The following is a 5,062-nucleotide window of genomic DNA, read 5'->3' on the forward strand; positions in this document are numbered from 1 at the left end:
AGCTTGTAGGGTTTGTAAGGCGTTGTTGTTCTATAAGAGAGTTCATGGCAGTGATTACGCTTTGCATTACGCCGCTAACAGCTTCGTTTCCTCCCGTCTCTCCTGCACTCTGTACTTTTATGCTTGTTCCGTCCCAAACGAAACGACCAGTTCCCCATGGGTCTGGGATGTCGTCTCCACCAAAGAGGCTGTCGACGATAGAATATACTGCATAAGCCCAACCAATATAAGGAACCGTATATAAACCCGCATTCATCATGGCTAATTCTGCAACTGCCAACCCTACTCCAAGAGTATCTCCATGAGCTATAGAATTTACAATATTCAAATAAGGAATAGCGGTGTTTAAATTAGAACTTAAAGTACCTATAGATGCAGGAAGTTCAGAAATAGCACCTGATGTTTGAAGAAACAATGCTGCATCGGCTGCACCTTTAACTACATATGCTGCCGAGCTGACTGCGGCAATATTATCGCCGTTTTCTAAAGCATTAGCCAAACTGTATACGGACAAAATTGCACTACCGACACTCGCTGCTGCTCCGAGATTTGGCATGTCACGTGTACCGTCCATAAAGTCTAAATCTGCTGCCAGTCTCAGTCCTGTTACTGTTATCGGAAGTGGCTCTCCGCTTTGGATAGCTCTTACCATTGATAAAGCATCAGTTAATGTTCCTATACTGTTTCCAATTACTTTCATTGTCGATTCAGTTTGCGTCAACAATGTAGGTCTTCCGTAGTAGTCAGTTTCTGTTAAAGCAGTATCTGTAACGTCTTGTAATGCTTTTTGAAGTACTAAATCGCTCCCAGTTGCATTATCTCCCAAATTTTGATTCATACGGTAGATGTCATCAACACTTGGAGATGTAATCCCCTGATTTTGCAATTCTTGTAAAAAAAGTTGGTTAAGCCCTGTGCTAACTGACATACCATTAATAGCTGTTAATCCTTGAAATTTACCATTAACATATTGTACACTAACAAGCCCCATTGAGCCAGAAGTAGTTACAGTAGTATATGTCTCTCCCTCTGTAGTAAAAACTGTTGTAATCTCATCGTTAAAAGTTCCATTAGCCGCCAAATGACGTACAGTTTCAGAGGTGCTGTCATCTGTATATAGTGTTATATTAGCCGTTTTAGTGCCATCATCATTAAGCACAAAGGTATTTGTTTGATCAATTTTTCCATCTCCGTTTATATCCGTGCTTGTAATAGAAACCTTGCGATTTAAACTAATTTCCGTAGTAGTTGCCGACATCAATGTGCCGCTGCTATCTCTAATGCTTACCGTAACGGATTTACCGGCAAAAACATCATTTTTAGATATGCTCACCGTATTTCCCGATATATTGTCAAATACTCTCGTTATACCGCCGTCTAAGCTCGTATACTCAGGCACAGATACGGTATCGGTCAAGCGTGTAAAATTCGAGATAATAGCTCCATTTGTATTAACATTATCTTGCGTCCATCCATCTTCGACATGAATTACAACTGGCTTTGTCGCATCAAATAACCGCGAATCAGGTACGGGACTTATTGTTAATCCCAAATTGCTAAAAATGCTGGTGGCGGCACTCAATGTAAGTGCCGAGAGTCCGTTATCTTGTCCTCCGCCGATATCACCGTGATTACCAGTAAAGCAATAGGTTGAAATGCCTGTTTGTCCAGTATAATCAGCGGCTTGAAATAATGAACGATACTCATCCTCAGCACGAATAATCGTAACATTTTGAACATTAACAAATGCCAAATTACCATTTACACCTGTATCGACAGGATCAAAAATAACACCACCTGATACACCGACTTCTCCGGGTAGCATCAGAACTTGTCCTGTACGCGGATCGACCAATCCACGCTCAAATAGCAACTGTGAAAAAATAGCCGCTGATGCTCCTCCGCGACTAAAGGAGGTTACCATCGTCGTCACGGATCCTCCAGGATGGGTGTCGAGCCAAGCCGATGCTTGTAGTGTAAAATCATTGTAGGCTTGATTAGCCGTATCAATTACTTGCTGAGTTACTTGCGGCGGAAGCCATGATGAAGCTGTTAATGTACCTTCTGTTCCTGGACCCTTATAATAGGTTCCGCCAATATTAGGATTACTAAAAGAACTTTCTTTTACTTGAGCAAATATCTGCCCTACATTCGTACTTTGAGGGTCACCAGATAAAGAAAGGTCATTCACATCATTATTTGTCCCATCAAATGCAGCGACAAAGACAAATGTGTTACTATCTACGACAGGTGTTGTTATAGCAGAAGCGATTAATACCGCTTGCTGCTGAGCATCTGCAATCTGATCAGGGGTTAATGTTGTTGCAATAGCAGTTGACATAATTTTATTTTCCTTTCATGTGTTTTTAAAATTTTGGTTGGGCTGGATAGATTTCATCGACTTTTAGATGCGAATACATCGATAAAGGCGGTTTAACCCAAGGATTCGGATTTTTTTGCGGTGAGATAAGATAAACATATAACTGCCTTCCTTTCACTAAAAAATGGATGCGATGCTTCTCAATATTTATTGGAAGTCTATCTTTTAAATCAACCCTGTCTTCAAACACTTCACCGGTTGCTTTAATACGCCATTTAACATATAAAGAATCACCTCTATGAATAGGTCCAGTGATATTTTCAAAACCTTTAGGAGTATCCTTTGCAGCCCAATCTGGTGGACGCACTCCCGTAAGCTTGGAATTACCATACAAATAATCCAATACTTCTATATCTGGGCTTTCTGATCGAGCGTCAAACTCAAATGTGTGATTTACAAGATCTTTTGTCATGCATCCTCCTAAAGATAAAGTTGATAAAACTAAAGCACTAAACAATGTGCTTTTTACTATTTTCATACTACCCTCCTAATTTCAATAAAATTATTAACCCAGCCCATCCCTGCCAGACCTCTTCGTCCCAGAGCTACGGTAGAGTTAGAGAACATCTCTCGTCCGCTGTTGGTCTCTCCGTTATAATCACGGTCAAGTGTAAGGAAGGCATCTCCTCCGCCGACCCATGCCGTCTCTTTCATATAGCCAGAATCATCCACATCGAAGCTGATTCCTGAGGTTGTTTTTGAGATAATGTCTATTTGATTGTTTCCGCTAAGGTCAAGTGTAACAGGACGGAATGTTTGAGTGTCTCCTGTAACTTCAGGTGCAAGTTGTCCGTCTCTTCCTGCTCTGGCTTCTTCTGTAAGTCCCGCTTTTGGGTCACCGGCATCTGTTTGCATTTTTGCAGTCTCTACTTCCCACATCGGAGCAATCGCTTCTCTTTCTAGTGCAGAGCGAATGATTGCTTCACCTATTGACTGAAAAGATTCAGCTGAACCCGGTGTTGCGTTGTATGGGTTACCCGAGGTATCGAAACGAAGTGATGGATGTAGCTCAACTCCTGTAAGAGGGTCTATGTCTGTATAGCGGTATCCTGACATGTCATAAGCAACAGTAGGCATACGGTTGGCGATGATGCCTAATGAACTTGTAGGATTTGTTTGTCGCTGCTGTTCTATAAGAGAGTTCATGGCAGTGATGACGCTTTGCATTACGCCGCTAACAGCTTCGTTTCCTCCTGTCTCTCCTGCACTCTGGATTTTTATGCTTGTACCGTCCCAAACATATCTTCCTGTTCCCCATGGGTCTGGGATGTCGTCTCCGCCGAAGAGGCTGTCGACGATTGAATATACTGCATAAGCAACTCCTACCCACTGCATACCTGGGATAAGTGATACTGCACTAATGGCTATTCCGACTTCATCTCCCTTTGCAATCGCATTTGCTAGATTTAAATATGGTAGTACACCATTAGTCAAACCTAATGTGTTCGTACCCGTACCCATTAAAGTACCACTGATTTCTGTTGCCAATCCAGAAGTTGCACCTGTAAAGTCAATATAAGCACTTGCTGCAAAACTAATCGTTTGTGCACTTGCCGTTATAGCTCCTACGGTATCTCCTTGCTTCAAGGCAGCGTCTAGACTCATAATACTAAGAATTCCGCCTCCAACACTTGACATACCTGAGAGTGTATAGTTTGGCGTTGATGATGTTAAATTATTAATATCATTAGCAAGGCGCAATCCTGATGTAACAATAGGCAACGGTTCCCCTGATTGGATTGCTTTTATAAGGGTAAAAGCATCAATCAAAGATGGTCCGTAAGTAGCAACACCATCTATGAGATTACTTACACCTGATGTTACTGTTGCGGCTATCTCATATATTGTTTGTTGAAAATCAACACTTAAACCTAAGGTGGTATTTGAATCTTGTTCCATTAATACACCATAACTATATAGTGCTTTCAGTTCTGAATTAACACCAAAGGACTCATTCCCTGCCATATTATCTGAATATTTAATTTCTCTACTCAATGTCTTGGTGTAAAACCATTCACCTTCTACAGAATTGTGAATGACATACATCCCTTCATCTGACGAATTATCAAGTGTTTTTACGATATTTTCTCCCAATATAGTGTTTAATACGGAAGCAGTCATATTAAAATTTAATGTTGATAATCCATCTAAATAATATCCACCACCGATATCAGAATGGGCACCCGAAACAGTAAGATTTAAATATCTACCATCTTCACTCAATCCTGGTGCTACAAGACTCATAGACGGAAAAAGTGTACGATACTCGTTTGCCGCTGTAATTTGAAGTACTGAAATAGTAGAAGGAGATAAAGATAAATCATCTGCTATTCCTGTCATTACTGGGTCATAGAAAATTGCTGCTTGAGCAGTAGTTCCAGGTGCTTTGAGAACTGTTGCATAAGTTGTTATCTGTTTCCACTGAGTTGGGTCTACACTAGTAGTATCTACTGAAACAACTGCCGAGTCAGGATCAATTATACCGCGTTCATAAACCAATTGGTTAAACTTTGCAATTACGGCCGACCCACGACTAAATCCAACTTCCCCTAGAGAAATTTCAGCATTAGGATTTTCAGTTAGCCAAATTTTTGCCTGCTTACAAAAATCAGTATATAATTCTTCCGCTCTTTCATCATAGGAAAATCCAAATCCAGAATCTAAATTACCTTCAATGCCTCC

At 40.8% G+C, this 5,062-nt stretch carries 3 protein-coding genes; all 3 read right to left on the minus strand.

Features of this window, described 5'->3' with window-relative positions:
- A partial coding sequence (locus RQ763_RS09425) for a hypothetical protein (RefSeq protein WP_314152599.1) occupies positions 1–2,341 on the minus strand: 2,341 nt, incomplete at its 3' end.
- A gap of 25 nt (positions 2,342–2,366) precedes the next feature.
- Entirely contained in the window at positions 2,367–2,858 is a 492-nt protein-coding gene (locus tag RQ763_RS09430; protein ID WP_314152600.1) for a hypothetical protein, read from the minus strand.
- A complete protein-coding gene (locus RQ763_RS09435; protein WP_314152602.1) occupies positions 2,855–4,279 on the minus strand; it encodes a hypothetical protein in 1,425 nt (474 codons plus the stop codon). Before RQ763_RS09435 ends, RQ763_RS09430 begins: the two co-directional genes overlap by 4 nt.
- Between the last annotated feature and the right edge of the window lie 783 nt (positions 4,280–5,062).

The organism is Sulfurimonas sp., assembly GCF_032250635.1.
Lineage (GTDB): Bacteria > Campylobacterota > Campylobacteria > Campylobacterales > Sulfurimonadaceae > Sulfurimonas.